The following is a 25,819-nucleotide window of genomic DNA, read 5'->3' as shown; positions in this document are numbered from 1 at the left end:
CTCCTCGGATCAGATCAGATCGATGCGCGCGCGAAAGGTCAGATCGACCTGACGCACCGCGCCGCTTTTCAACCGGCGCGCGGTGGCGCGCAGGAACCACAGACCGGCCAGCCGGCCCCGCGACAGGACCAGCCCGCCGGGCTCCAGTGCATCGGCCACCGCGACGGCTGCGGCCTTCAGCGCGCCGAACCCCGCGCCCCCGCTGCTGCCCTCCATGACCGAGATCACGAAATCATGCCGCGATCCGCGCGCCGTGGCATCGCCCGCCGCGGCCACATCCTCGGGACCAAGCGAGACGAAGATGCCGCTTGGCGCCGTCACCGGCATCGCGTCATAGATCGCGTCGCCGACCAGATCCGACAGCGCCACATTGGCACGCAGATGCTGATAGACCGCCGCCTGCAGGGCGACGCCCGCGCCATAGCTCATGTCAGATCCTCCTCGCGTGCAAAGACGTCCAGCGTCAGGCCCCGGGCATCGCCCTCGGCGACCGCGCCGATCAGGAACAGCCGCGTCCCCATGCGGAACCGCTGGCCGGGACGGGGGCGACGAGGATCACCGACCGCAGCGGCCCGCAGAGTGATGCGCCATTGCACCACGCTGACCGGCCCGACCCCGGTGCCGGTCTCTCGCCCCGAACGGGCATCCATCTGCGCATAAAGCCAGCCCAGATGCTGCCAGACGGTAGCGAAACCGCCCAGACCGTCCGGCGCCCGCACCGGCGCCTCCAGCGCCAGCCGGGTGGTCATGTCGGACGGGGCCATCAGCGCCCCTCCCGCAGGCCGCGTCCGGCCAGGGTCCGCACCGCCCGCCAGCGCTCGATCAGCGCGCTGACCCCAAAGGGCAGCGCATGACGTCCATCCTCATGGCTGCGATCGTCGTGATAACGCGCCGCCAGCAGGATCACCGCCTGCGCCAGATCGGGCGGAACGCCCTGCCAGTCATCTGCGAACCCCGCCAGAAAGGTGACCGTGACCGATCCAAGCCTGGGCACATGCGGCAGAACCACACCCGTCGGCAGGATCACCGGCCGCTGCATGTCGGGCATCAGCCGCCAGCCCTCGGGCGGCAGGGCGGTGACCGTGCCCGAGCCGTCGTCGATCTCGATCCGCTCGACCGCGTGGACGGGCGCCAGCGGCAATGCCTGTCCCAGCCTGTCACGCCAGTCGTCCAGTTGCATTCGAAAGCGCCGCTTCAGCAGCACCTTGCCGGTGCGCCCCTCGATCGTGGCGATGGCGGCGCGCAGAAAACCCGCCAGGGCCGCCGTCTCGGCCGCGTCGTCGGGGCCATCGAACCCCTGAGCCAGACGCAAATGTCCGCGCAGTGCGGCCACCGGCAGCGCCTCTGCCGCAGGCGCCGTTTCCTCAATCAGCATCATGTCGCGAACCTCCCGTGCCATCCGTCCGCATGTTCCAGCTGAGGTCAGGGCCCCCGACCGGGGCCCCGCCTGCCTTTCGGGGGCTGGGAAAGAAGGGGACGCGCCCGCCCACCAGCCATCAGCGCGCGCGGACAGATGCTTTGCCGGAACAACCGGCATCGGACGCGCCCCCTTCCCCTTCACCCGATCCCGGACGGGATCAGGAGAACTTGATCAGCTTCAGTGCCCGGAAATCCGTGACCCCGCCGCCGACGCGCTTGGTGGCATAGAACAGGACATGCGGCTTGGCGCTGAACGGATCGCGCAGCACGCGCAGGTCGGGACGCTCGACGATGGTATAGGCGGCGCGGAAATCGCCGAAGGCGATGGCGAGAGTGTTCGAGTCGACATCCGGCATGTCCTCGCTGATCAGCACCGGATAGCCCAGCAGCTGCGGCACCTGACCGGCGCTCAGCGCATCGCTCCACAGAAAGCGGCCATCGGCATCCTTCATCTTGCGCACCCGCGCCGCCGTCTTGGAGTTCATGACGAAGGATGCATTGGCCCGGTATTCCGCGCCCAGAGCATAGACCACATCGATCAGGCAATCCGCCGGGGCCGTCGCATTGAAATCGCCCAGGGCACCGCTGGTCACGAAACCGATCTGTGCGGTCGTGGCGCTGGCATTGGCGGCGGTGGGATAGGACAGGATGCCGCGCGGCTTGGCCACGCCGTCGCCCTTGATGAAGGCGCCGGCCTCGGAACGGGCGAACTTGTCGGCGATCCGCTCGGCCAGCCAACCCTCGACATCGAAGGCCGCATCGTCCAGCAGCCGCTGGCTGGCCTTGGGCATCGCCGACAGTTCATGAACCGGAATGGTGATGCGGTCGATGCCCGCATTGCCGGTCTCCGTCGTGGTGGCTTCGGTGGCCCAGCCTGCCGCCATCTCGCCCTTCTCGACCAGCACCTCATAGACGGCGCTTTCGACGGTCACGACATTGGCCAGACGCCGCAGCGAGGCGCCCGCATGCAGCACGTTCTGTACCGCCGCCGCGACCTGGGGCGCGGCTAGAAAGCCGCCGTCGCTGGCCACCGACAGGGCCTTTTCCTCAAGGACAAGCCCGCGCAGCCCGTCATCATCGCCGCAGCGCAGATAGGCGCCGAAGGCCTTCTGATGCGGCACCTCGACCTCGGCCGTGGCGGACAAGGGCGCGCGGCCCCGCAGGGCGGTCTTGCGATCGATCATGGTCATACGCTCTTCCTGTGCAATCAGCTTGGTCTGGATGTCTTCGCGAAAGCCCCTGAGTTCGCTTACGAACCCCATCATGGCCCCCTTCAGATCGGCGGACATGTCGCCGCCGCCCGCGGCCTTCACCTCGGTCATGGTCTTCTCCTTGTCGCGATGATCGGGGGTGCCTCGGCCCCCCGCTTGCCGGACCGCAACCCCATGGGCCGTGGGTCCGAACCGGTGATGGACCGCGCGAAAGGCCGCACGGTCCGAAATCTCATGCGCCCCGCAAGGCCTCGGCCGCTTGCGTGAACAGCGCCGCCATCTCGCGCAGATCATAGGCCTCCTTGCGGCCCACCTTGGCCTCGGGCAGCATCGGAAAGGTCACCAGCGACACTTCCCACAGCTCGACCTCGACTAGCACGCGCCGTGCCTGGGCATCCCGCTCGGCGCGCAGCACGCGATAGCCGATCGACAGCCCGTCGATGGCCCCCGCCCCGATCAGGGCTGCGGCCTCGCGGGCCTGCGCCACCTCGGGCAGCAACCGCCCCCGCACCCACAGGCCGGTCGCATCCTCGCGGATCTCGTCCCAGACCCCGATGGGGCGGGCCGGATCGTGCTGCCACAGCATCCGCACCTTGTCCCCCCGCCCCGCCAGCCGCGCCAGCGAGGCCGAGAACGCCCCCGGCCGGACCGCATCGCCGCCCTGATCGGTCAAACCGAACAGACTGGCATAGCCCTCGATCACCAGCCCCTCGGACAGCACAGGCTGGCCACCGGCGAATTTCACCTCAAGACCCGGTATCATTCGTCATCCCCCTTTCGGCGCATAATCCAGAATTCCCTGCACGGCCTGCGTCAGGATCACCGCGACGACGCCATAGACGGTCATCCACAAGCGCCGCTCCAGCCCCTCGATCATCGCCTCGATCCGCTCCAGCCGACGCTCGACCTGACCGAATTGCAGCGCCATGATCCGCTCCAGCGCTTCCAGCCGCGGATCCTGCCACAGCCCGTCCTTGACGAAACGCGACCCCTCCATGGCTCACGCGCCTTCCAGCGGCGCCAGCCCCAGCAGGGCGCGCTTTTCGGCGTCAGTCAGAAAAGCGGCGGCGCTGATGCGGGCCCATTGCTGATTGCGCTCTTCCGCCAGGGCGAGGATCTGATCGGGATCGGGCCGCAGTTCGATCTCGGCGCGCTGATGCTCGGAAAGCCACCACGCGACCGAGGCCAGAACCCGCGCCACCAAGGGCAGCACCGTCAGCCGGTAAAAGGCCCGGTGCGCCTCGGCATAATTGGCATAGGTCGCGTCGCCGGGAAGGCCCATCAGCATCGGCGGCACGCCAAAGGCCAAGGCGATCTCGCGCGCTGCCGACAGCTTGGTCTCGTGAAACTCCATATCGGCGGGGCTGAAGCCCATGGGCCGCCAGTCCAGCCCGCCCTCCAGCAGCATCGGACGCCCCGCATTGCGCGCGCCCTGATGGTTCATCTCGATCTCGCCCACCAGCCGGTCATATTGCTCGGGGCTCAGAATCCCCTGCCCGTCGATGCCCTTATAGACGATCGCCCCACTGGGCCGGGCCGCATTGTCCAGCAGCGCCTTGGACCAGGCACTGGCGCTGTTATGCACATCCACCGCCACGGCGGCGGCCTGCATGGGCGACAAACCGTAATGATCGTCCTGCGGATGAAAGGCCTTCACATGACAGATCGGGTCGGGACTGCCGGTCATGTCGAAACGATGCTTGCGCCCGCCCACGGCATAATCATAGCCGACCGGCCAGCCATCCGCCCCCGGCACCACGCTCATCCGGTCCGACCGCAGGACGTGCAGCTCCTCCGGCAGCCCCGACCGCGCCAGCCCCGCCGCCTCCAGATAGCCATTGCCCGACAGCAGGATCTGGCCATAGAGCGCCTCGAACAGCTCGGCCCGCCCCTGCCCCGGATTGGGGCGGCGCAGCAGATCCAGCACCGGATGCACCGCATAGCGGTTGTCCCGGTCCGCGCAGACCAACGGCACGGCGGCCGCAGCCTCGGCAATCAGCTTGACACAGCGGAACCCCACCGGGTTGCCCATGAAGCCGCCCCGCGTCAGGCTGCCCGTGTCGCGCGCCGACCAGGCCGCCCGACCCCCGCCACTGGCAAAAGCCACCACCCGGCCCACGGCACTGGCCTTGGCCTCGGGCGCGGCCCCTTGCGGCACCCTTGCCGCATCCCGCGAAAACAATCGAAACACCATGCTCGCCTCCATCTCAGCGCCATGCGAAAGCCGCGCCCCCTGACGGGACGCCGCTTTCATCTTGGCCCAAATATCCTCAGGGGGGTCCGGGGGGCAGAATGCCCCCCGGCCTCTCACAGGCGCCGCATCTGCGGATGGCGCCAGCCGGTCGCAGGCTCGATCATCAGCTCATGGATCGCCCAGACCAGCGCATCCAGCCGGTCGGGACTGCCGCGCCCCTCGAACCCGCGCACGGTCATCTGGCACAGCTGATCCTCCAGCGCCCCAAGCCGACCCTCGCGCAGATGCCGGACGCGGCCCTGCTCATACAGCGCCGCGACCGGCTCGGCCCGCAGACCCTTGCCACGCGCCGCCCTGAGCGCCTTGAAGGGAACCAAAGGGTCGATCTGACGCACCACGCTCTCGACCAGATCGCCGCCCTGATTGACCTCGGCGACCAGCTTTTCGGCACCATGACGGTCCATCGCGGCAACCGCCGCCCGCGCCCAGTCCAGCGGGCCACCCCGCACGCTGGCATCCTCCAGGACATAGGCCCGCCAGCCGGACGGCTCGCCGGTGGTCACGACACCCGCCACGACGATCCCGCATTCGTCGCTGGCCCGCCCCCCGGTGACCGAAGGATCGACCGCCACGACGATCCGGTCCAGCGCGGGCACCGCATCGACCCGGCAGGCCTCCAGCGTGGCGGTCGACCACAGGGCACCCTCGACATCATTCAGCAGAACCCCGTCCAGCTCCTGACGACCCAAGCGCGTGCCGCCATAGCGGGTCTGCACCTCGGCCAGAAAGCTCTCCGCCAGATAGGCGCGGTTGGCTTCCGTAGGGGCATGGGTGGCGACCGTGCTGGCATTGCCCAGAATGCGCTTCAGCACGCCCACATTGCGCGGCGTGGTGGTGACCACCTGCTGGGGATGCTCGCCCAAACGCAGCGCGAATTGCAGCATGTCCCAGACATCCTCGGCCTTCTTCCACTTGGCCAGCTCATCGGCCCAGGCCGCATCGAATTGCGGCCCGCGCAGCGCCTCGGGCTCATGGGCGGAATAGACGGTGGCCGTGGCGCCATTGGCCCAGACCAGTCGCTTGCGTCCCGCCTCCCAGACCGGGCGCCGGTCGGGGGGCGAACAGGCCAGAATGCCGCTTTCGCCGAACACCATCACCTCGCGCACCTGATCAAACGTCTCGCCCACCAGCGCCACGCGATGACACCGGCCCGGCGCGGCCGCTGTCGGTCCCTCGACCATCCGGCGCACCCATTCGGACCCGGCGCGGGTCTTGCCCGCGCCGCGCCCGCCCATGATGACCCAGCTTTTCCAGTCGCCGCCGGGGGGCAGCTGATGCGGCAGGGCCCAGAACTCGAACAGCCAGGGCAGGCTCATCAGCGCGTTTTCCGACAGCCCGCCCAGAAAGTCCTCAACCTCCTGCGGCCCGGCGCAGGCAAGCCAGCCGGCGCCCGACCTCGTCTCGTGCGGCGTCAAGATCGAGGCTTCCGCCCCCGACGTCGCCCGCGATGTCCTTGCGAAGTTTGTCAACCCTGATCCTTTCCGCCATCAGCAGCTGGACGGCCTCGCGGACCGTCTTCGCCGTCTCCATGGCCTTTTTCAGCTTGGCGGGGTCCAGTTCCCCCGATTTCTGCACCTCAAGCTCGGCCTGATGGCCCCGCAGATCCCTGACGTAATCCCAGAACAGCCAGCGCAGGACGTCGATCTCGTCCTCGCCCTCGGCAATCTCGGGCAACCGGAACCCGGCCCTGTCAGGCTGTGCTCCGGCCACGAAAGGTCCCTCGGTTCCCCCGACCCCGCCCCATTCCATATCGTTCATGCACTCTGCCCCGCCTCGTGTTCTGTCCGCACGAGCCCAGAGACGAAAAAAGCGGCCCAGGGTTTCCCCCGGCCGCTTGCCCACCTCTTCCAGCATGTGTTTCTTCTACCCAAGGCCGTTCGCAAAGTCAATGACTAAACCAAGGGTTGTGCTTCGTCCTTTAACTCTCTTGAAATTTCAACGCTTTGATTGACGCAACGCCCCAACGCGCGCTGCGCAACATCATGCCTTTGCGGCGGCAATGAAGGCAGCGATGCGCACAGAATCCTTGACCCCGGGCCCCGATTCCACACCCGAACTGACATCGACCACCGCAGCCCCGGTCAGCCGCACGGCCTCGGCCACATTGTCGGGCGTCAGCCCGCCTGCCAGCATCCAAGGGCGCAGCCAGCGCCGCCCAACCAGCAGCCGCCAGTCAAAGGCCAGCCCGTTGCCACCCGGCAATCCGGCATCCTTGGGCGGTTTGGCATCGACCAGCAGCATGTCGGCCACCAGTCCGTAATCCGTCAGCTGCGACAGATCGTCGGGCCCCGAGATCCCCACCGCCTTCATCACCGGCAATCCGGTCAGGGCCTTGACCTCGGTGACCCGGTCAGGCGTCTCATGACCATGCAGCTGCACGATATCCAGGGGCATCACCGACAGCACATCGTGCAGCAGATCGTCCGAGGGGTCGACGAACAGTCCCACCCGCGCCACGCCCAAGGGCAGATCGGCGCTCAGCGATGCCGCCTCGGCCCCCGTCACGGCACGCGGAGATTTGTGATAGAACACGAAACCCAGATAGCGCGCGCCTGCATCGACCGCCGCCGCGACATGGGCCGCCTCGCGCAGCCCGCAGATCTTGACCTCGGCCACGCCTCAGCGGGCCACGGGCAGGCTGGCCCGATTCACGCCGGGACGCGGCGCCGATGCGGGCTCGTCCAGAATGGCCAGAACCTCGTCACGCGGCGCGGCATGGCGGACCCGCAGATGGCCGACCTCGCCCTCAAGCCGGGCCACCTCGGCACCGCGCAGCTTGGCCTCGCGGCGGATATGCGCCTCGCGCAGCCATTCCCAGACCAGCCCGGCCAGCATCCCAAGGGCAAAGGCCACGAAGATGACCAGAAAAAGCGGCAGCGTCACCGACCAGGTGCCGCCCAGAAACTGCCCGAAATTCGCCGGAAAGGCCGACAGCGTTACCGCGCCGCGATTGGCCAGCGCCACACCTACAAGCACAAGTGCCAGCAGGGCCACAAAGATCAGACGGATAAAGCGCATGGAAAGTCCTCAGCGGTTGGGTGGAAGCGTAAAGGCCGCCCGGTGTCGGGATCAGGCTTCGCCGTTCAGGCGGTCGCGCAGCAATTTGCCGGTCTTGAAAAACGGCACATGCTTTTCATCGACCTCGACCGATTCACCGGTGCGCGGATTGCGCCCCGTGCGGGAATCGCGCTTCTTGACCGAGAATGCACCAAAGCCGCGCAGCTCGACCCGGTCGCCCCGCGCCATGGCGTCGATGACCTCTTCAAAGACGGTGTTGACGATCCGCTCGACATCGCGGCGGAACAGATGTGGGTTTTCGTCGGAAATCTTCTGAATCAGTTCTGACCGGATCATGTTTTCCCCCAAATGGACGGGTCTTTCCTGCCGATGGCAATCAGGCCGCGTGGGTGTCGGGATGGCATTGCGCCCCCCCTTGTGATCCCGTCAACGCCCGACAGAAGTGACTGGTTTCATAGAGTTGCCAGCTTTCCCGTCAAGTGGCAAGCGACATGGCGCCGACTGCCCGGACCGCTGGCAGGAAAAAGCCCGCCCCGGATGAACCGGGGCGGGCCAAAGCGTGGTCGGATCTGGGACGATCAGCTGTTGCGGTTCAGCGCCGCACCCAGAATGTCACCCAGAGACGCGCCCGAATCCGAGCTGCCATAGGTGTCGATCGCCTCTTTTTCCTCGGCGATCTCGCGGGCCTTGATGGACAGGCCAAGACGACGGGTCTTGGTGTCCACATTGGTCACGCGGGCATCGACCTTGTCGCCGACCGTAAAGCGCTCGGGGCGCTGGTCGGCACGGTCGCGTGCCAGATCGCTGCGGCGGATGAACGACTTAACGCTGTTGAACTCGACCTCGATCCCGCCTTCTTCGATCGCGGTGACCTCGGCGGTCACGATCGAGCCACGCTTCACGCCGTCAACGGCTTCGGCCATGTGCTCGTTCTCAAGCGACTTGATCGACAGGCTGATCCGCTCTTTCTCGACATCCACGTCCTGCACGACAGCCTTGACGACGTCGCCCTTGCGGAAGTCCTGAATGGCGTCTTCGCCACGGGCGTCCCAAGAGATGTCCGACAGGTGAACCATGCCGTCGATATCGCCGTCGAGGCCGACGAACAGACCGAATTCGGTGATGTTCTTGACTTCGCCTTCGATGACGGTGCCGGTCGGATGCGTTTCAGCGAACACTTCCCACGGATTGCGCATCGTCTGCTTCAGGCCCAGAGACACGCGGCGCTTGGCCTCGTCGATCTCAAGGACCATCACTTCGACTTCCTGAGAGGTCGAGACGATCTTGCCCGGATGCACGTTCTTCTTGGTCCAGCTCATTTCGCTGACATGGACCAGACCTTCGACACCGGCTTCCAGCTCCACGAAGGCGCCATAGTCGGTGATGTTGGTGACGCGACCCTGATGGACCGATTCGATCGGGAACTTGTCCGCGACCGTATCCCACGGATCGGCCTGCAGCTGCTTCATGCCCAGGCTGATGCGGTGGCTGTCCTTGTTGATCTTGATGACCTGGACCTTGACGGTCTCGCCGATCGCCAGGATCTCGGACGGGTGGTTGACCCGGCGCCATGCCATGTCGGTGACGTGCAGCAGGCCGTCGACGCCGCCCAGATCCACGAACGCACCGTATTCGGTGATGTTCTTGACCACGCCATCGATCGACTGGCCTTCGGTCAGGTTGGCGATGACTTCGGCGCGCTGTTCGGCGCGGCTTTCTTCCAGAATGGCGCGACGCGACACGACGATATTGCCGCGGCGACGATCCATCTTCAGGATCTGGAAGGGCTGCTTCAGACCCATCAGCGGGCCGGCGTCGCGCACGGGGCGCACGTCAACCTGCGAACCGGGCAGGAAGGCGACAGCGCCGCCCAGATCGACCGTAAAGCCGCCTTTGACGCGGCCAAAGATCGCGCCTTCGACACGCTCTTCGTCGCCATAGGCGCGTTCCAGACGATCCCAGGCTTCCTCGCGGCGGGCCTTTTCGCGGCTGATCGACGCTTCACCACGGGCGTTCTCGACGCGGTCCAGATAGACCTCGACCTCGTCGCCGACCTTGATGTTCGATTCTTCGCCGGGATTGGCAAATTCTTTCAGATCGACGCGGCCTTCCATCTTGTAGCCGACGTCGATGATGGCCTGACCTGCCTCAATGGCGATCACGCGGCCTTTGACAACGCTTCCCTCATCGGGGGTGTCAATCTCGAGGCTTTCATTCAGAAGGGCCTCGAACTCCTCCATAGTCGCTTTAGCGCACATGCGTATGCAGTTTCCTTTGTTTCTGTTTTCCGGCCTGACGGTTGGCTCCGCCGGTCTTTATGATGCCTTTGCGGGCAACGCCAAAGGGTCGTGGCGTGACGCCCGACCCTTGTGGAAAGCGGTCTGTTCTGACCATGTCGCCCGTGTGACTGCGCGTCCTTTATCCCCGATCACGACAAAATTCAACGCCTAAACGCGCCGCCACACCCCCGAGGCGCGGCTGTATTGCCCCACCTGCGGCGGATCAAAGGCCATCGCCTGCATCGGTGCCATGTGCCGTTCCAGCCGCAGGTCCGCGCCCTCGATGTCCAGCAGCGCGAATTCGTTCTGCCGGTCGGTCAGGCGCGCACACAGCGCGGTCCCGGTCTGGATCTGCAACACGCGTGGATGCCGACCCGTCGCCAGCAGCTCGTCCACGGCCCATCGGTGCAGATGCCCCGACAGCACGACCTGAACCCCCGCCGCCTCCATCCGCGACAGCGCCTCGGTGGCGCGGCGGGCCAGGGCCTTGTCCACGCGGGGCAATTGCTGCAACGGATGGTGCAGCGCCGCGATATTCGTGCCGATCGGATCGACATGACCGATAACGCGGGAAATCTCTCCGGCGCGGATCTTGCCGCGCTGCCAGCTATAGGGATCGGCGCTGTTGATCGCCATCACCCGCACATCGCCCGCCCGACCGACCGGCGTCAGCGACGGTCCGAACAGCCGCCGATACCCGGCAAAGGGCCAGAAGGTGCGCGCGACCGGGTTCCACAACGGCACGTCGTGATTGCCCGGCATGCACATCACCGGTGCCGCGATCCGGTCCAGAAACGCCCGTGCCTGCGCCAGTTGCCCGGGCAGGCCGCGATGCGTCAGATCGCCGCCCACCACGACAAGATCGGGGCGCAGCGCATCGATGCGCTCCAGCAGCGGCTCCACCATCGCCTGACGGTGAAAGCCGAAATGAAGGTCGGTCAGATGCACGATCCGGGTCACGTCTTACGCCTCGTCCCGCGCGGTCTTGCTGACACCGTCCAAAGGCAGCAGAACGCGCAGCGCGTCGTGACGCACCTGCATCCTGAACGGGCTGTCCAACGTCGATTTCTCGCCGTCATGGGCGACCAGCTGACGACGCTTGGGCGTCTCGATCTGCAACTCGTCGGTCAGGATCAGATCGAAATCATCATCCTTGGCGCTTTGCCCCACCGCCATGCGCAAGGCCGACCGCATCAGCGGCAGCGGCCGTTTCGCCTTGGCGATCAGCACCGCAAACTCTCCGCGCCGGATCTCGTCCGCGCCTTCCAGCCCGAAGCTGTCCAGCTGATAGGCGCTGCGGGCCACGAACACCAAGGCACTGGTGTATCGCTGCGACTGTCCATCCACGCGGGCGACCAGCTGCATCGGGCGGCGCAACCGGCGCAGCGCGACCAGCACCGACCAATAGGCCGCCAGCCGCGACCGCCCCCACCGGCGATAGATCCCCTCGCGGGTCTTCAGGATCTTGGGATAGGCGCCCAGACTGACATTGTTCAGAAAGATCAAGCCGTTGACATCTCCGACATCGACGACATCGACCCGCGCCTCCAGGATCGTGTCCAGTGCATCGTCCAGATTTTCACCGACGCCCAGATCGCGGGCGAAATAGTTGAAGGTGCCGCCCGGCAGCACGCCCATTACCACGTCGGTGCCGGTCAGCGCCCCGGCCACCGCCGATTGCGTGCCGTCGCCGCCCGCCGCGATCACAAGATCGAACCCCTCGCCCGCCACTTGTCTGGCAAGCGCCGGCAGATCGCGGCCCTTGCGGCTTTCGCGCAACGCAAACTGACCGCAGGCCGGGGCCAGCCGCTCGTTCAGCAGATCGCGCAGCTCCTGATGCTTTTTCTTTCCAGAGCCGCGATTCATCACCACGCAGACCTTGGCCTGCGCCAGATCGAACCGGTCAATCTTGTCCTGCATAAGCTGCCTGTCCCCGGGCGTTGCGGTCATTCGCTGTCGGTCAAACCCGCAACCCCCGCGAAAGGTTGCACCTTACAGCAGGCGCGCCGCCTGCTCGGCCGAGGGTTTCAGCCCCTGCCCGCCGGTTTCCAGAAAGGTCAGCAACTGGGCACGCATCCGCGGTTCCCAGTAATCGCGCAGATGACCGGCGATCTTTTCCGCCGGATCGCCGGGCTGGCTGTCGAAAAACGTTGCGATCTGATTGGCCATCATGACCATTTTCTCAGGCGACATGGGATGCATCCTTTTCAGGCGCCAAGGGGTTTTCGGAGGACAAGGCGCGCATCTCGGCGCGCAGCCGTTCGGGGTGGGAAAACAGATCGAACCCCTCGCCGCGCGCAAAGGCGGCAAGCGTGATCCCCGAGGCCTGCGCCAGACGCAGCGCATGCGCCGTGGGCGCCGACACCGCGATCAGCACCGCGCCCCCGGCCATGGCGCATTTCTGCACCATCTCGACCGAGACGCGGCTGGTCAACACAAAGGCACCGTCAGCGCCCCGCAGTCCCTGCCGCGCCATGGCGCCGATCAGCTTGTCCAGCGCATTGTGGCGGCCCACATCCTCGCGCGCCAGCACGATGCCCTGACCGGGCATCAGGAACCCCGCCGCATGGACGGCGCGGGTCTGGTCGTGAAAGGGCTGCCAGCGACGCAGATCCTCGGTCGCCTGCGCGATCTGGGCGGCGTCCAGACACGGACCCACGCCCGACAGATCGGGCAGCGCGCGCACCGCCTCGTCCAGACTGTCGATCCCGCACAACCCGCAGCCCACCGGCCCGGCCATGAAACGACGCCGCGCGGCCATCGCCTCGGATCGTTCGCCCGCCAGCCACATCTGCGCCTCGATCCCCTTGGGATGGGCCATGACCTCCAGCCGCTCGATCTGGGCGGGGTCGGTCACGATCCCCTCGGTCAGGGAAAACCCCACCGCAAAATCCTTCAGATCGGCGGGCGAGGCCATCATCACCGCCTGCGTCGAGCCGCCATAGACCATCGCTACCGGCACCTCTTCGGGCAGGCACCGGGTGACGGCACTGCGGCTGCCCGCCCGGATATGGGTGGCCGCCGCAGAGACAACGGGGGGTGGCAGGATCATCGCTTACTCCGCAGCTGACAGGATCCGCCGCGACCGTTCGGCCTGTGCATTATAGGTTTCCTGCCAGTCCGACGGACAGTTCGAGGCGCTGACCTGCACGGCGGTGACCTTGTATTCCGGGCAATTCGTCGCCCAGTCCGAAAAATCGGTCGTCACCACGTTAGCCTGCGTCGCCGGATGATGGAAGGTCGTATAGACCACCCCCGGCGCCACCCGTTCGGTCAGCGTCACCATCAGCGTGGTTTCCCCCGCCCGGCTGACCAGCCGCACCCAGTCGCCGTCATTGATGCCGCGAACCTCGGCGTCATGGGGGTGGATCTCCAGCACGTCCTGATCGTGCCAGACGCTGTTTTCCGTGCGCCGGGTCTGCGCGCCGACATTGTATTGCGACAGGATCCGCCCCGTGGTCAGCAACAGCGGGAACCGCGGCCCGGCCTTTTCGTCGGTCGCCACATATTCGGTGATCATGAAATGACCCCGCCCCGTCTCGAACCCGTTCACATGCATCAGGGGCGTGCCTTCGGGCGCATTCTCGTCACAGGGCCATTGGATCGAGCCCAGCTCCTCCAGCCGCTCATAGCTGACGCCAGCAAAGCTGGGCGTGGTCGAGGCGATCTCGTCCATGATCTGGCTGGGATGGGTATAGTGCCATTTCGCCCCTTGGCTGTCCTTCAGCAGGGCATTGGCCAGCATCTGCGTGACCTCCCAGTCCTCATACCCGTTCCGGGGCGCCATGACCTTGCGCACGCGGTTGATGCGGCGTTCGGCATTGGTGAAGGTGCCGTCCTTTTCCAGAAAGCTGGAACCGGGCAAAAAGACATGGGCGTAATTCGCCGTCTCGTTCAGAAACAGGTCATGGACGATGACGCATTCCATCGCCTTGAGGCCGGCCGCGACGTGATGGGTGTCGGGGTCCGATTGCAGGATATCCTCGCCCTGACAGTAAAGGCCCTTGAACGTTCCTTCGACGGCGGCGTCCAGCATGTTGGGGATGCGCAGCCCCGGCTCGGGGTCGATCGCGACGCCCCATTCGCGTTCAAAGATCGCCCGCACATCGGGCAGCTTGACGTGGCGATATCCCGGCAGCTCGTGGGGAAAAGACCCCATGTCGCAGGCGCCTTGCACATTGTTCTGGCCGCGCAACGGGTTCACGCCGACGCCGGGCCGCCCGATATTGCCGGTCAGCATCGCAAGGTTCGCAATCGCCATCACAGTGGTCGAGCCCTGGGAATGCTCCGTCACCCCCAGCCCGTAATAGATCGCGCCATTGCCGCCTGTGGCGAACATCCGCGCCGCCGCGCGCAGATCGGCGGCTCGCACCCCGGTCAGGGCCTCGTTGGCCTCCGGCGCGTGGCGTGGATTGGTGATGAACTCCACATAATGCTGGAACTCGTCCCAGTCGCAGCGGTCGCGGATATAGGCCTCGTCCACCAGACCCTCGGTCACGATCACATGGGCCATGGCGCTGATGACGGCGACATTGGTGCCGGGGCGCAGCGGCAGGTGATATTGCGCCTCGACATGCGCGCTGCGCACGATATCGGTGCGGCGCGGATCGACGACGATCAGCTTGGCGCCCTGCCGCAGGCGCTTTTTCAACCGGCTGGCAAAGACCGGATGCCCGTCGGTGGGATTGGCGCCGATGATCAGCACCACATCCGTGTGTTCCACGCTGTCAAAGTCCTGCGTGCCCGCCGAGGTGCCAAAGGTCTTGCCCAACCCATAGCCGGTGGGCGAATGGCACACCCGCGCGCAGGTGTCGGTGTTGTTGTTGCCGAACACCGCTCGGGTCAGTTTCTGAACCAGATAGGTTTCCTCATTCGTGCAGCGGCTGGAGGTGATGACGCCCACCGAGCGTCGCCCATGCTTCGCCTGAATGCCCCGCATCCGGTCAGCGGCAAAGGCCAGCGCCTCGTCCCATTCGACCTCTTGCCAGGGATCCTCGATCCGTTCCCGGATCATCGGTTTCAGGATGCGATCCTGATGGGCAGCATAGCCATAGGCAAAGCGCCCCTTGACGCAGCTGTGCCCCCGGTTCGCCTTGCCGTGCTTATAGGGCACCATGCGCACCAGCTGATCGCCGTTCATCTCGGCCTTGAAGCTGCAACCGACACCACAATAGGCGCAGGTGGTGATGACAGACCGCGTCGGCGTGCCCAGCTCGGCCACGGATTTTTCCTGCAGGGTCGCGGTCGGGCAGGCCTGCACGCAGGCCCCGCAGCTGACGCAATCGCTGCTGAAAAAATCGTCCGCCAGCGTCCCGGCGCTGACGCGGCTGTCGAAACCCCGACCCTCGATGGTCAGCGCGAACGTCCCCTGCACTTCGTCGCAGGCCCGCACGCAGCGCGAACAGACGATGCATTTGCTGGGGTCATAGGTGAAATAGGGATTGGAATTGTCCTTGGGAATGAACTGCGGGTTGTCATGCCCGCCCCGCAGCTTGGCTTCCGCCTGAGACCGGGCGCCCGTCCCCGAGGGGTCGAAATGGTTGTCGCCCGGCGTATAGCGCACATCGCGCAGACCCACCTGCCCCGCCGTTTCCTGCAATTCGCAATCGCCATTGGCCGAACAGGTCAGGCAATCCAAGGGGTGGTCGCTGATATACAACTCCATCACACCCTTACGCAGCTTGCGGATCTTGTCGGACTGGGTGCGGACGACCATCCCCTCGGCCACCGGCGTGGTGCAGGAGGCAGGCGTGCCGCGCCGCCCCTCGATCTCCACCACGCATAACCGGCACGACCCGAAGGCCTCCATATTGTCGCTGGCGCAGAGTTTGGGGATCTGCACATCCGCCATCATGGCGGCGCGCATGACCGATGTGCCCTCGGGGACGATCACCGGGATGCCGTCGATGGTCAGCGCCACCGGAGCGCCGGACCGCGCGGGCGTGCCCATGTCGCGGTCGTCTCCGGGTGCGAAATCCGGGATGATGAAATCTTTCATTCGGCTGCCTCCTGATGGGTGGCGAAATCGTCGGGAAATTGCGTCAGCGCGGACATGACCGGATAGGGCGTGAAACCACCCAGGGCGCATAGCGACCCATCCTTCATCGTCTCGCACAAATCGGTCAGCAGGGCGGCGGCCAGCGGATCACCGGCGGCGATGCGGTCGATGGTTTCCACCCCGCGCACCGCACCTATCCGGCAGGGCGTGCATTTGCCACAGCTTTCCACGGCGCAGAATTCCATCGCAAAGCGCGCCATCTGCAGCATGTCGGCGGTATCGTCGAAGACCACCAGCCCGGCATGGCCGATCAGCCCGCCCGCCGCGTCGAAATCCTCGTATCCCATGGCCGTGTCGAACTTGCTGACCGGCATATAGGCGCCCAGAGGCCCGCCCACCTGAACCGCCTTGACCGGCCGCCCCGACAGGGTGCCGCCGCCGATATCGTTCACGACCTCGCCCAGCGACAGGCCAAAGGCCGTCTCGAACAGCCCGCCATGGCGGACATTCCCGGCAATCTGCAAGGTGACCGTGCCGCGCGACCGGCCCAGCCCGAAATCGGCATAGGCCTGCGCGCCGCGTTCAAAGATCACCGGGATCGTCGCCAGCGAGATGACATTGTTCACCACCGTCGGCTTGCCCAGAAACCCCTCCAACGCGGGCAGAGGCGGTTTCGCCCGCACCGTGCCGCGCTTGCCCTCCAGGCTGTTCAGCAGGCTGGTCTCCTCGCCGCAGACATAGGCACCCGCGCCGGTGCGGACCTGCATGTCGAAGGTCCGGCCACTGCCCAGCACATCGGCACCCAGCATCCCGCGCTGGCGGGCGATCACCACGGCGCGCTCCAGCACCTCGATCGCCACCGGATATTCCGACCGCATATAGACATAGCCCCGCGTGGCCCCGACGCCCAATGCGGCAATCGCCATCCCCTCGATCAGGGTAAAGGGATCACCCTCGATGATCATCCGGTCGGCAAAGGTGCCGCTGTCGCCCTCGTCGGCATTGCAGACGATGTATTTCTGATCCGCCCTGGCCTCGGCCACGGTCTTCCATTTGATGCCGGTCGGAAACCCCGCGCCGCCGCGCCCGCGCAAGCCGCTGGCGGTGACCTCGGCCACGATGGCAGCGCTGTCCATGCCGACCGCGCGGCGCAGCCCCACCAGCCCGCCATGGGCGGCGTAATCGTCCAGATCCAGCGGGTCGATCAGCCCGCAGCGGGCAAAGGTCAGCCGGGTCTGGCGGGCGAAGAAGGGGATATCCTCGACCGGGCCAAGACTGTTCAGACGCCCCTCCAGCAAGGCGGGCACATCGGCGGGGGTCACCGGGCCATAGGCGATGCGACCGGTGCCGTCATCGACCTCGACCAGCGGCTCCAGCCAGACCATGCCCCGCGATCCGTTGCGGATGATCTGCACGTCCAGCCCCAGCGCCGCAGCCTGACGCGCAATGGCATCGGCAACGGCATCGGCCCCCAGCGCCTTGGCAGCACTGTCCAGCGGCACATAGATCCTCATGCCGACACTCCCAGTTCAAGGACCAGCCGATCGGCATCGACCCGCCCCAGCACCCGGCCATCCAGCATCGCGGCGGGGCCGCAGGCGCACAGGCCCAGACAATAGACCGGCTCGACCGTCACCGCGCCATCCGCGGTGGTGCCGTGCCAGTCCACGCCCAGCCGGGCCATGGTTTCCGACGCGACGGCATTGCCGCCGACCGACTGACAGGCCTCGGCCCGGCAGATCTTCAGCACCTGCCGACCGGCGGGATGATCGCGGAAATCATGGTAAAAGCTGATGACGCCATGCACCTCGGCCCGGCCAAGGTTCAGGACATCGGCCAGCACCGGCACGGCGGCCTGCGGGACATGGCCCCAGACCGCCTGAATGGCGTGCAGCATCGGCAGCATCGGCCCCTCCAGCGCGGTCAGGGGGGCGATGACATCGCGGATGTCTTCGGCGGAGGGGGCTGGCGCGGTCGATTGCATGGCTGGCCTTTCAGGTTCGGACACCCAGCAGACCGCCATTTCATTCGAAAATCAATATCGCAGTTCCGTCAAACGATAGGCGTTGCCTATCGAACCATCCGTCGCGCTTCGGTCAGCAAGGCCTCCAGCACCGGCGTATGGGGTTCGCGCCAGGGGGCGATCAGGCCGACGGCATGGCCCGGCCCCTCGCCCTCCATCGGGACCAGCGACAGGGGTTTGCCTTGCGCCAGAAAGCCCGCGATGTCCTGCGGCAGAATGGTTAGCCAGCCTCCCGCCAGCACCTGCGACACCAGCACCACGGTCGAGTTCGATTCGACCATCGCCAGCGGCGTCACCCCGGCATCGGTCAGACGACGGTTGATGATGCGCCGGTTCTGCATGTCCGGCGTCAGCAGGCACAGCCGCTGCCCGTCCAGCGCCGACCACGCGACCCGGTCCCGCCCGGCCAAGGGGTGATCCTGCGGCGCCACCAGCGCATAGGCCTCGTCATACAAGGGCACGGCGCTGACCTTGCCCAGGGGCTCGTTATCCAGATAGGAAATGCCGGCATCGACCTCCAGATCCTCGATCATCTGCAGGATCTGGGCCGAGCTGCGCGACAGGATCGAAAAACCGACATTCGGATGCGCCGCCCCGTATCGGGCCGCGAGCCGCGCCGCCCATGTCAGCGCGGTCGGCACCACCGCGATGCGCAGCCGCCCCGACAGCCCGTGACGCACCGCCCGCATCTCGTCGCGCAACTGCCTTGCATCGCCCACGATGCGCCGCGCCCAGACCAGCGCCGACTGCCCCTCGGGCGTCAGCCCCCCATAGCGAGAGCCGCGAAAGATCAAGAGGACACCAAGGCTCTCCTCCAGCTGCTTGATCCCCGCGGACAGGCTGGGCTGGGTGATGCCAAGGGTCTGGGCGGCGCGGCCGAAATGGCCCTCCTTGGCGACGGCCAGAAACATCTCCAGCTTGTCGATCATCGCGTGCCCCCCGGTTCGGGGGCATCTGGCCGCAGCGGGGCTGTGGGGTCAAGGCGCTTGCGGGCGACCGCATGGGGCGGCACAGTCGCGCGATGGCGACGATCCTGCTGATCCACGGGGCATGGCATGGCGGCTGGTGCTGGGATGCGCTGGCCGAGGCTCTGCAGGCGCGCGGTCACCGGGTGCTGTGTCCCGACCTGCCTGACGCGCCCGGCACCGGCCTGATGGATGCCGCAGCCACCCTGCCCCACGCACCCGTCATCCTTGGCCATTCGATGGGCGGGATGCTGGCCGAGGTCATGGCCCAGAGCCGCCCGCCGCGCCTGCTGATCCATCTGTGTTCCTATCTGCCGCTGCCGGGCGACAGTCTGGCGGCGCTGGATCGCCTTCTGCCTGCGCCCGCGCGCCACTGGCCCCGCGACGTGCAAGGTCGGCTGATCCTGCCGCCCGAGGCCGCGCAAAACCTGTTCTATCACGATGTCCCCGCACCCAACGCCGCCGCCGCCCTGACCCGTCTGCGCCCGCAGCCCCCTGGACCCTTGCGCGACCCCCTGCCCAGCCTGCGGCGCGCGCCCGTCAGGCGGCATTACATCCTGTGTGGCACGGATCGCGCCCTGCCCATCGCCCTGCAACGCGCGATGCTCGCTCGCGCCCCGGTCGAGCATTGGCACGAAACCCCTTGGGGGCATTCGCCTTTCCTTTCCGATCCGCAGGGTCTGGCCGCGGTTCTGGACCGGATCATCGGCACCGAAAACCCGTCCTGACGCAAGCGGGCAACAGCGCGTCCCCACCCCGCCACGGCCCTTGCAGATCGCGCAAATCCTTGGTTCTGTCCCGCCGGACGGCGCCGGGCTTTCCGCGCCCCTTCCGGCAAGGACGCAGCGATTGACCCTGACGCATCTGGCCACATTCGCCACCGCCCTGACCGGCGCGGCGATCTTCCTGGCCCTCGGCCTGCCCTTGCCATGGCTGCTGGGGCCGATGATCGCCTGCCTGATCGCGGCGCTGTCGGGCCAGCGGCTGGCGGGGACGGGACAGCTGGGCATCTTCATGCGGACGTTTCTGGGCGTCGCGGTCGGCGCCTCGATCACGCCTGCGGTGCTGGCGGGGCTGCCGGACATGGCGGCCTCGCTGGCGATCGTGCCAGCCTTTGTCGCGGTGATCGCGCTGATCGGCTATCCGCTGTTCCGCCGCGTCTTCGGGTTTGACCACCCGACCGCATGGTATGCCGCGATGCCCGGCGGGTTGCAGGACATGCTGATCTTTGGCGAGGAAGCAGGCGGCGACATCCGCGCCCTGTCGCTGATCCATGCGACCCGGGTGCTGGTCATCGTGACCGTGGCGCCGCTGATCATGACGCTGTGGTGGGGTCTGGATCTGTCCCAGCCCCCCGGCGCACCGCTGACATCGGTCGCTTGGGACCAGCTGGCCCTGATGGCCGGGGCCGGGCTGCTGGGCTGGAAGGGCGCCGAACGCTTGGGCCTGTTCGGCGCCTCGATTCTGGGGCCGATGATCCTGACGGCGGGCCTGTCGCTGACCGGGATCATCCAGACCCGCCCCCCGGCCGAGGTCATCCAGGCCTCGCAATTCTTCATCGGCATCGCCATCGGCGCGAAATACATGGGCATCACCGGCCGGGAACTGCGCATCGATGTGACGGCGGGGCTGGTCTATTCGCTGATTCTGGCCGTCATCAGCCTGATCTTTCTGGAACTGATCCATCTGCTGGGTCTGGCCCCCGGGCTGGACGCCTTTCTGGCCTTCCTGCCCGGCGGTCAGGCCGAGATGGTGGTCATCGCCATCATCGCGGGCGCCGATCTGGCCTATGTGGTCAGCCACCACATCCTGCGGATCGTGCTGGTGATCCTGCTGGCCCCGATCGTCGCCCGGCTGATGCGTTAACCGACTTCGACCGCGATCACCGCCAGACAATCGCCCGATTGCACAAGGCCGGGGAAATGCCGCGCCGCGATCAGCCCGGCGCGGTTCGCGGTCACCGTGACCGGGGCCACGCCACTGCGATCGGCGGGCCAGATCTGCGCCAGCGGCTGACCCTCGGCCACCGGATCGCCCAGATCGGCCAGAGGATGCAGCAGCCCGTCGCAGGGGGCAAAGTGGAAACACTCATCCCCCGGCATATCCAGCATCCGGCTGTCGCCCGCGCCCTCGACCGCGCCCGACAGGATACCGGCATGGCGCAGCACGTTGCGCGCGCCCCGGATCGCGATGCGCGCACTGGCGGCTGTGGCGGTGCCGCCGCCCCCCAGTTCGGTCGTCACAAAGACCTTGCCCTGCCCCTCGACCGCCGTGTCGAACATGCCGACCGCATCGATTTCGCGCATCATCATCGACCATGGCGCGCCGAATGCCCGCATCGCGGCCACGCAGGCCGCCTGCTGATCCGCATCGTCCAGATAATGCGCGGCGGCATAGGGCAGGAAATCCAGCGTCTTGCCGCCCGAATGGTAATCCAGAACCACATCGGCCAAGGGCACCAGCACGCTGTCGATGTAATGCGCGATCTTCTGTGTCACGCTGCCGTCGGCGCGACCCGGAAAGCAGCGGTTCATGTTGACCTGATCGATCGGGCTGACCCGCGTGCCCGCCCGGAAGGCCGGGGCGTTCATCGTCGGCAGAATGATGATCCGCCCCGCGACCTGTGCCGGTTCCAGTTCCCATGCCAGTTGCTGCAGGGCGATGGGGCCTTCGTACTCGTCGCCGTGATTGGCGCCGGTCAGCAAGGCGGTCGGCCCCGCGGACCCCACGATCACCGTCAGCGGAATCATCACGCTGCCCCATGCGCTGTCATTGCGGCTGTAGGGCAGGCGCAGGAAGCCGTGATGCTTGCCGGGCTGATCCAGCGGGATGGTGGGGGTGACGGCGCTCATGCCTTCACCAGCATCCGCCGCGGGATGGAACAGAACAGCTCGGGTTCGGCCTCGGTGATGACCAGCGATTCGGTGGTCTCGTATCCCCAGCCCTCCATCCACAGACCGGTCATGAAATGGAAGGTCATGCCCGGTTTCAGCTCGGTCCGGTCACCCCGGCGCAGGGACATGGTGCGTTCTCCCCAGTCCGGCGGATAGGACAGACCGATCGGGTATCCGGTGCGGTTGTCCTTGACGATGCCATAGCGGTCCAGAACGGTGAAGAAGGCATTGGCGATATCCTCGCAGGTATTGCCAGCGCGGGCGGCGCCCAGTCCCGCCTCCATCCCTTCCAGCACGGCCTTTTCGGCCTCCAGCATCTCTTTGGGCGGCGTCCCGAGGAAGATCGTGCGCGACAGCGGCACATGGTAACGCTGATAGCATCCGGCGATCTCGAAGAAGGTGCCCTCATCCACCTTCATGGGCTGATCGTCCCATGTCAGATGCGGTGCCGCCGCATCCGGTCCCGATGGCAGCAGCGGTACGATGGCAGGATAATCGCCGCCATGCCCCGACCATTCGTCATAACGCAGGCCCGCATCATAGATCTCGGCCACCAGATCGCATTTGCGCTTGCCGACCTCGATCTTGTCGGCGATGCGGCGGTGCATGCGTTCGACGATGCGCGCGGCCTTGCGCATGTATTGCAGTTCCTTGGGCGTCTTGATCGCGCGCTGCCAGCTGACAAGGCCGGTGGCGTCCAGGATCTTGGCCTCGGGCAGGCCATGGGTCAGCCGCTCATGCGCCTTGGCCGAGTAATAGTAATTGTCCATCTCGACCCCGATGAACCCCTTGTGCCAGCCCTTGTCGGCCAGCGTCGCCCACAGGTAATCCATCGGGTGGCGTTCGGTCGATTGCACGTAATGGTCGGGATAGCCGATGATGTGATCATCGGTCATCCAGACGGTGCGCAGCGCGCCTTGGGCATCCTGCCCGCGCCCGAACCAGATCGGCGCCCCGGTCGGACCCACGATCACGCATTGATGGACATAGAACGACCAGCCGTCATAGCCGGTCAGCCAGGCCATGTTCGACGGATCGCTGACGATCAGCAGATCGAGGCCCAGCTTTTCCATGCTGGCACGGGTTTTCTTCAGACGCTCTTCGTATTCGGCGGTCGAAAAGCGTTCGGGTGTCCTTTGCAGTTCAGGCATCGTCGGGGTCTTTCGAAAACGCGGCAAGCGCGTGGGTGGCAATGGCGGTGTCCTGCACGCCGGTTCCGGTCAGATCGGCGATGGTGATCTGACCCTGCGACTGGCGGCAGGGATGCTGGCGGGCGATGATCTGGCCCAGTTCGGGATGATCACCGTCTGGCATGGTTCCTGCGACAAGGGCTGCGCGCAGCTCTCCCATCAGGCGGGTCTGGCTGAGGCGGTCGGCGACATACAGATCGGCGCGGGAAAGGCAGTCGGGATGCAGCTCGTTCTTGCCGGGCTGGTCGCTGCCCATGGCGGTGATGTGCTGGCCGGGGCGCAGCCACGCCGCCTGCAGGATCGGCTGCGTGGCGGGGGTGGTGGTGACGATGATATCGGCCTGTGCCGCCGCCTCGGCGGGATCGGCCGTCGCCGTGACGCGGCAGCCCGGTTGATCCAGTTCGCTGGCCATAGCTTGTGCGCGGGCCGGGTCGCGCGCCCAGATCACCGCATGGGTCAGGGGCCGGACCAACCGCAAGGCCTGCAACTGCAGCCGCGCCTGCATCCCGGCGCCAAAGATCGCCGCACGTGTGGCATCCGCCCGCGCCAGATGCCGGGCCGCCACCCCACCTGCCGCCGCCGTGCGGATATCGGTCAGATAGCCATTGTCCAGCAGCACCGCCCGGACCCGGCCCGTCACCGCATCCAGCACCACCATCAACCCCGAGGTCGAGGGCAGCCCCCGCCCCGGATTGTCGAAGAAACCGGGCGAGATCTTGAGCGCAAACCCCTGAAGTCCCGGTACATAAGCGGTCTTGACGTCCACCTCACCATTCAGCTGCGGCAGATGCATCGACAGCACCGGGGGCATCACCACACCGCCCTCGGCCAGCCGGGCAAAACCGGCCTCGACCACATCAATGGCGGCAACATCCAGCGGGATGCGGGCGCGCAGCTGCGCCTCGGACAGGATCAGGGGGGTCATGCGGCCCTCAGGATTGCCGCATGGGCGGCGGGGTCGATATTGGAGCCCGACAGGATCAGGACCAGCGGGAAAGGCCCCGCCAGACGCCCGGCCAGAACGGCAGCGGCACCGACGGCGGCGGCGCCCTCGACCACATGGCCGTCATGCGCCAGATGGCGCAGGCCGGTGGCGATCTGATCCTCGGTCAGCAGGATCAGATCATCCATCAGGTCGCGCACCATTGGATAGGTCAGCCGGTTCGACAGCCCGATCCCGCCGCCCAGACTGTCGGCCAGCGTCGCCAGCTCGGTCACCTCGACGGGCTGGCCTGCGGCAAGGCTGGCGGCCATGGCGGCGCCGCGTTCCATGCACAGGCCGATGATGCGGATATCGGGGCGCAACGCCTTGGCGGCAACCGCCGCCCCGGCCAGCAGACCGCCCCCCGACAGGGGCACGGCGATGCCGGCGGCCTGCGGGATCTGGTCGAGGATCTCCAGCGCCAGCGTCCCTTGCCCCGCGATCACATCCGCATGGTCAAAGGGCGGGATCAGGGCGAACCCCTCGTCGCGTTCCAGCCGCTGCGCCTCAAGGAACGCATCGTCCTGACTGTCGCCGATGATCCGCGCCTCGGCCCCAAGGGCGGTGATGGCGTCGATCTTGTTCTGCGGAACCAGCCGGGACAGGCAGATGACCGCCCGCAGCCCCCGCGCCCGCGCCGCATGGGCCAGCGCCCGGCCATGATTGCCGGTCGAGGCGGTGGTCACCCCCGCCACATCGCCCAAAAGCGCCACCGCATTGGCCGCCCCGCGCAGCTTGAAAGCGCCGGTGGTCTGACGATGTTCCAGCTTCAGCCAGACCGGCCCCCCGGCATGGGCGGACAGCCTGTCCGACAGCGCGACGGGGGTCTGCACCACCTGCCCCGCGATGCGGTCCCGCGCGGCCAGAACCTGATCCAGCCCTACCATGTGCGGGTCCGGAACAGCGCGCCCGGTCCGGTGGCGGGAATGCCCGCCTGATCCAGCATCGACCAGAACAGCACCTGATTCGAACTCAGCACCGGCTTGCCCAAGCGCGCTTCCAGATCGTCGATCAGGCCAAGCGCGGGCAGCGCGGTGCAGGACAGGAACAGCGCCTGCGCGTCGGGATGATCGCTGGCCTCGGCCATTTCGATGATCTCGGCCTCGCGCAGCATCGCCATGTCCCGATCATCGGCATGACCCATTGAACTGCGGCGCAGAACATTCATGCCATGGGATTGAAAATGCCCCGCCACCAGATCGGTCGTGGCCGCCAGATAGGGCGTCATCAGCGCGATCCGGTCCAGCCGCAGCGTTTGAAATGCCCGCAAGGCAGCGCTGGCGGGGGTGGACAAGGGCGCGCGCCCACCGGCCAGTGTTTCCATCTGGTCGCCCAGCACCGCCGCTGCCGAGGTGCAGCCAAAGCCGATCCCCGACAGGGTGACGCCGGGCACCAGCAGATCGACGGCGGCGCGCAGACGCGGGCCGGTCTGGCGCAGGTTTTCGGCGGTGGTGGGATTGTCGAACGCGATCCGGGTGACGTGCAACCGCGTGCCAAGGGGCATCAGGCGGGCGGCGTCGCCCTCGATCGTCAGGTCGGTCGCCAAAGCCACCAGTCCGAAACGGTTCAAATTATCACGGCGCATG

The 25,819-nt window shown here is 66.6% G+C and carries 28 protein-coding genes; 2 read left to right on the top strand and 26 right to left on the bottom strand.

Annotated elements, in window-relative coordinates:
* Positions 1–9 precede the first annotated feature (9 nt).
* From EG885_RS04395 to EG885_RS04295, 21 genes are all read right to left on the bottom strand, one after another.
* Positions 10–429: a DUF3168 domain-containing protein gene (locus EG885_RS04395; RefSeq protein WP_131573263.1), complete on the bottom strand. Its 420-nt coding sequence runs from the start codon at positions 427–429 to the stop codon at positions 10–12.
* Complete coding sequence (locus EG885_RS04390; RefSeq protein ID WP_131573262.1) at positions 426–764, bottom strand: head-tail adaptor protein; 339 nt, start codon at positions 762–764, stop codon at positions 426–428. The genes EG885_RS04395 and EG885_RS04390 overlap by 4 nt, the downstream gene beginning before the upstream one ends.
* Complete coding sequence (locus EG885_RS04385; RefSeq protein ID WP_131573261.1) at positions 764–1,378, bottom strand: head-tail connector protein; 615 nt, start codon at positions 1,376–1,378, stop codon at positions 764–766. The genes EG885_RS04390 and EG885_RS04385 overlap by 1 nt, the downstream gene beginning before the upstream one ends.
* Positions 1,379–1,577: 199 nt before the next feature.
* Entirely contained in the window at positions 1,578–2,741 is a 1,164-nt protein-coding gene (locus tag EG885_RS04380) for a phage major capsid protein (protein WP_131573260.1), read from the bottom strand.
* Between the two features lie 121 nt (positions 2,742–2,862).
* Positions 2,863–3,393: an HK97 family phage prohead protease gene (locus EG885_RS04375; RefSeq protein WP_131573259.1), complete on the bottom strand. Its 531-nt coding sequence runs from the start codon at positions 3,391–3,393 to the stop codon at positions 2,863–2,865.
* 3 nt (positions 3,394–3,396) lie between these two features.
* The gene (locus tag EG885_RS04370; RefSeq protein WP_131573258.1) at positions 3,397–3,627 is read right to left on the bottom strand and encodes a GTA head formation protein, RCAP_rcc01685 family; all 231 of its coding nucleotides are present in this window, start codon (positions 3,625–3,627) and stop codon (positions 3,397–3,399) included.
* Positions 3,628–3,630: 3 nt separating this feature from the next.
* Positions 3,631–4,824: a phage portal protein gene (locus EG885_RS04365; protein ID WP_131573257.1), complete on the bottom strand. Its 1,194-nt coding sequence runs from the start codon at positions 4,822–4,824 to the stop codon at positions 3,631–3,633.
* 113 nt (positions 4,825–4,937) lie between these two features.
* Complete coding sequence (locus tag EG885_RS04360; protein ID WP_131573256.1) at positions 4,938–6,200, bottom strand: DNA-packaging protein; 1,263 nt, start codon at positions 6,198–6,200, stop codon at positions 4,938–4,940.
* Positions 6,201–6,234: 34 nt separating this feature from the next.
* A complete protein-coding gene (locus EG885_RS04355; RefSeq protein WP_131573255.1) occupies positions 6,235–6,642 on the bottom strand; it encodes a permease in 408 nt (135 codons plus the stop codon).
* A 222-nt stretch (positions 6,643–6,864) separates the two neighbouring features.
* Positions 6,865–7,500 carry a phosphoribosylanthranilate isomerase gene (locus EG885_RS04350; RefSeq protein WP_131573254.1) on the bottom strand — a complete coding sequence of 212 codons (636 nt, stop codon included), beginning with the start codon at positions 7,498–7,500 and terminating at the stop codon, positions 6,865–6,867.
* Between the two features lie 3 nt (positions 7,501–7,503).
* The gene (locus EG885_RS04345; RefSeq protein WP_131573253.1) at positions 7,504–7,902 is read right to left on the bottom strand and encodes a lipopolysaccharide assembly protein LapA domain-containing protein; all 399 of its coding nucleotides are present in this window, start codon (positions 7,900–7,902) and stop codon (positions 7,504–7,506) included.
* Between the two features lie 51 nt (positions 7,903–7,953).
* Positions 7,954–8,238, bottom strand: coding sequence for an integration host factor subunit beta (gene ihfB / locus EG885_RS04340; RefSeq protein ID WP_131573252.1), 285 nt, complete (start codon positions 8,236–8,238; stop codon positions 7,954–7,956).
* Positions 8,239–8,480: 242 nt separating this feature from the next.
* Complete coding sequence (rpsA, locus tag EG885_RS04335) at positions 8,481–10,160, bottom strand: 30S ribosomal protein S1 (RefSeq protein ID WP_131573251.1); 1,680 nt, start codon at positions 10,158–10,160, stop codon at positions 8,481–8,483.
* Between the two features lie 189 nt (positions 10,161–10,349).
* Positions 10,350–11,141 (bottom strand): metallophosphoesterase family protein, encoded by a 792-nt coding sequence (locus EG885_RS04330; RefSeq protein WP_131573250.1) that lies wholly within the window; start codon positions 11,139–11,141, stop codon positions 10,350–10,352.
* 3 nt (positions 11,142–11,144) lie between these two features.
* A complete protein-coding gene (locus EG885_RS04325; protein WP_242679492.1) occupies positions 11,145–12,101 on the bottom strand; it encodes a diacylglycerol/lipid kinase family protein in 957 nt (318 codons plus the stop codon).
* A 72-nt stretch (positions 12,102–12,173) separates the two neighbouring features.
* Positions 12,174–12,374: a formate dehydrogenase subunit delta gene (locus tag EG885_RS04320; protein ID WP_131573248.1), complete on the bottom strand. Its 201-nt coding sequence runs from the start codon at positions 12,372–12,374 to the stop codon at positions 12,174–12,176.
* Positions 12,364–13,233 carry a formate dehydrogenase accessory sulfurtransferase FdhD gene (gene fdhD, locus EG885_RS04315; RefSeq protein ID WP_131573247.1) on the bottom strand — a complete coding sequence of 290 codons (870 nt, stop codon included), beginning with the start codon at positions 13,231–13,233 and terminating at the stop codon, positions 12,364–12,366. Before fdhD ends, EG885_RS04320 begins: the two co-directional genes overlap by 11 nt.
* 3 nt (positions 13,234–13,236) lie before the next feature.
* Positions 13,237–16,179 (bottom strand): formate dehydrogenase subunit alpha, encoded by a 2,943-nt coding sequence (gene fdhF, locus EG885_RS04310; protein WP_131573246.1) that lies wholly within the window; start codon positions 16,177–16,179, stop codon positions 13,237–13,239.
* Positions 16,176–17,693, bottom strand: coding sequence for a formate dehydrogenase beta subunit (locus EG885_RS04305; RefSeq protein ID WP_131573245.1), 1,518 nt, complete (start codon positions 17,691–17,693; stop codon positions 16,176–16,178). The genes fdhF and EG885_RS04305 overlap by 4 nt, the downstream gene beginning before the upstream one ends.
* Positions 17,690–18,163, bottom strand: a complete 474-nt coding sequence (locus tag EG885_RS04300; protein WP_131573244.1) for a formate dehydrogenase subunit gamma — start codon at positions 18,161–18,163, stop codon at positions 17,690–17,692. The genes EG885_RS04305 and EG885_RS04300 overlap by 4 nt, the downstream gene beginning before the upstream one ends.
* An 86-nt stretch (positions 18,164–18,249) precedes the next feature.
* Positions 18,250–19,131 carry a LysR family transcriptional regulator gene (locus tag EG885_RS04295; RefSeq protein ID WP_131573243.1) on the bottom strand — a complete coding sequence of 294 codons (882 nt, stop codon included), beginning with the start codon at positions 19,129–19,131 and terminating at the stop codon, positions 18,250–18,252.
* Positions 19,132–19,202: 71 nt separating this feature from the next.
* Between EG885_RS04295 and EG885_RS04290 the strand changes: the two genes are divergently transcribed.
* On the top strand, positions 19,203–19,895 hold the full coding sequence (locus tag EG885_RS04290) for an alpha/beta fold hydrolase (protein WP_242679491.1): 693 nt from the start codon (positions 19,203–19,205) through the stop codon (positions 19,893–19,895).
* A 121-nt stretch (positions 19,896–20,016) separates the two neighbouring features.
* Positions 20,017–21,033, top strand: coding sequence for an AbrB family transcriptional regulator (locus EG885_RS04285; RefSeq protein ID WP_379107022.1), 1,017 nt, complete (start codon positions 20,017–20,019; stop codon positions 21,031–21,033).
* On the opposite strand, the gene doeB is transcribed toward EG885_RS04285, so the two are convergent.
* From doeB to EG885_RS04260, 5 genes are read right to left on the bottom strand one after another with little or no spacing between them, the layout of a single operon-like run.
* The gene (gene doeB, locus EG885_RS04280; protein ID WP_131573242.1) at positions 21,030–22,019 is read right to left on the bottom strand and encodes a N(2)-acetyl-L-2,4-diaminobutanoate deacetylase DoeB; all 990 of its coding nucleotides are present in this window, start codon (positions 22,017–22,019) and stop codon (positions 21,030–21,032) included. The genes EG885_RS04285 and doeB overlap by 4 nt on opposite strands.
* Positions 22,016–23,212 carry an ectoine hydrolase DoeA gene (gene doeA, locus EG885_RS04275; RefSeq protein WP_131573241.1) on the bottom strand — a complete coding sequence of 399 codons (1,197 nt, stop codon included), beginning with the start codon at positions 23,210–23,212 and terminating at the stop codon, positions 22,016–22,018. Before doeA ends, doeB begins: the two co-directional genes overlap by 4 nt.
* Positions 23,205–24,176, bottom strand: coding sequence for a cyclodeaminase (locus EG885_RS04270; protein ID WP_131573240.1), 972 nt, complete (start codon positions 24,174–24,176; stop codon positions 23,205–23,207). Before EG885_RS04270 ends, doeA begins: the two co-directional genes overlap by 8 nt.
* Complete coding sequence (eutB, locus tag EG885_RS04265; protein ID WP_131573239.1) at positions 24,173–25,120, bottom strand: hydroxyectoine utilization dehydratase EutB; 948 nt, start codon at positions 25,118–25,120, stop codon at positions 24,173–24,175. The genes EG885_RS04270 and eutB overlap by 4 nt, the downstream gene beginning before the upstream one ends.
* The gene (locus EG885_RS04260; protein WP_131573238.1) at positions 25,114–25,818 is read right to left on the bottom strand and encodes a maleate cis-trans isomerase family protein; all 705 of its coding nucleotides are present in this window, start codon (positions 25,816–25,818) and stop codon (positions 25,114–25,116) included. Before EG885_RS04260 ends, eutB begins: the two co-directional genes overlap by 7 nt.
* Position 25,819 lies beyond the last annotated feature (1 nt).

It is taken from the genome of Paracoccus nototheniae (assembly GCF_004335005.1).
Taxonomy (GTDB): domain Bacteria; phylum Pseudomonadota; class Alphaproteobacteria; order Rhodobacterales; family Rhodobacteraceae; genus Paracoccus; species Paracoccus nototheniae.
Note: the sequence above shows the minus strand (reverse complement) of the source record. Positions and strands in the feature narration are given on the sequence as shown.